Origin of the sequence: Photobacterium sanguinicancri (assembly GCF_002265265.1) — a bacterium.
Taxonomy (GTDB): domain Bacteria; phylum Pseudomonadota; class Gammaproteobacteria; order Enterobacterales; family Vibrionaceae; genus Photobacterium; species Photobacterium sanguinicancri.
On sequence record NZ_NOIF01000347.1, the window covers coordinates 1 to 1,559 of the forward strand.

A 1,559-nucleotide genomic window follows, 5' to 3' on the forward strand; every position below is an offset into this window, starting at 1 on the left:
ATTTAACCATTCCTATCATGATTAAATATTAAAAGCCTGCCTCATCTTATTAGGCAGCTTAGCGTGATGAAAGCACGACTAAGCTGCAATCTAAGCGATTAAGCTTGTGGAAGCGTACCTTCACCGTTAGAAACAACAGCGTCGATTTGAACTAGTGCGCCCATTTCGATTTGAGAAACACCTACAACTGTACGTGCTGGAAGTTCACCGTTGAAGAACGTTGTGTAAACTTCGTTTACTGCGTCGATATCAGCAACATCTTTAAGTTGGATGTTGATTTTAACGATATCGTCCATTACGTGGTCAACACTTTCAACGATAGCTTTGATGTTTTTCATGCACTGCTCAGCTTGCTCTTTAGCACCGCCAGCTACGATTGCATTTGTTTTAACGTCAACTGGAAGTTGAGTAGCAACGTGGTTGTAGTGAGAGAAAGCAACTGTTTGTGTGTATAGTGCGTTACGTGGTGCTGCATCTGTGTTGCTTGCACGGATAACGATGTTGTGACGGTCTTCAACTTCTTGTGGAGGTGTGCCGTCGCCGTGAGATACAGATGCATCAATTTGAACTAGTGCACCCATAGGTAGTGCGTCAGCTGCGATAACAGAACGTGCTGGTACGTAAGCAACTGTACGTGCGATAGCTGAATCTGGGAAGAAAGTTGAGTAAACTTCGTTTACTGCGTCAGCATCAGCAAGATCCGTTAGGTACATGTTGATTTTAACGATGTCATCAAAAGGAACGTCAATGCTTTCTAGCACTGCTTTCATGTTTTTAAGACACTGAGCTGTTTGCTCTTTCACGCCGCCTTCTACTAGTGCGCCTGTTTTAGCGTCTACTGGTAGTTGAGCTGAAATGTTGTTGTAGTGAGAGAAAGCAACAGTTTGAGTTGAAACTGGGCTTTGTGGTGCATTTTCAGTGTTGCGAGAAAGCTTGATAAGCGCACAAGGAGCTTGTGGCGCTGTACCTTCACCGTTAGAGATAAGCGCATCCATTTGAACTAAAGCATCGCCCATTGGCAGTGCGTTAACTTGAACAACTGTGCGAGTCGGTAGAAGGTTAGTGAAGAATGTCGCGTAAACAGCGTCTACAGCTTCAATATCAGCAATGTTTTTAAGGAAAACGTTAATTTTAACAACGTCGTCCATTACATGGTCGATGCTTTCAACGATAGCTTTAATGTTAGTTAAACATTGTGCTGCTTGGTCTTTTACGTCACCAACAACGATTTCACCTGTTTTAGGATCTACTGGCAATTGAGCCGAAAAGTTATTGTAGTGAGAGAAAGCAACTGTTTGAGTAGATAGAGTGCTTTGAGGTGCGTTCTCAGTATTACGAGAAACTTTGATGATCGCGTCAGTCATTGGAATATTATCCTATTATATAGTACATAAATACGTATTTATCTTTGATAGAACGTATTTGAAAGAATGTTCGAAGTGGCGCAATAGTAAGTGAAATAATTCAGGGTAAATGTGACGCACCTCTAAACATTATTTCACTAGCGAGCTAAATAAATAGGCTGACTCTTAAACACATCTGACGCTGCCGACGAATAG

General features: G+C 41.9%; 1 protein-coding gene. It reads right to left on the reverse strand.

Annotated features, from left to right (window positions below; translation table 11 throughout):
• Positions 1-98 precede the first annotated feature (98 nt).
• Complete coding sequence (locus ASV53_RS23925; protein ID WP_062688988.1) at positions 99-1,364, reverse strand: RidA family protein; 1,266 nt, start codon at positions 1,362-1,364, stop codon at positions 99-101.
• Positions 1,365-1,559: the final 195 nt, after the last annotated feature.

Excerpts from the sequence above, each read along its gene's own strand:
- ASV53_RS23925 (WP_062688988.1), bottom strand. The coding sequence starts at position 1,364 with ATGACTGACGCGATCATCAAAGTTTCTCGTAATACTGAGAACGCACCT.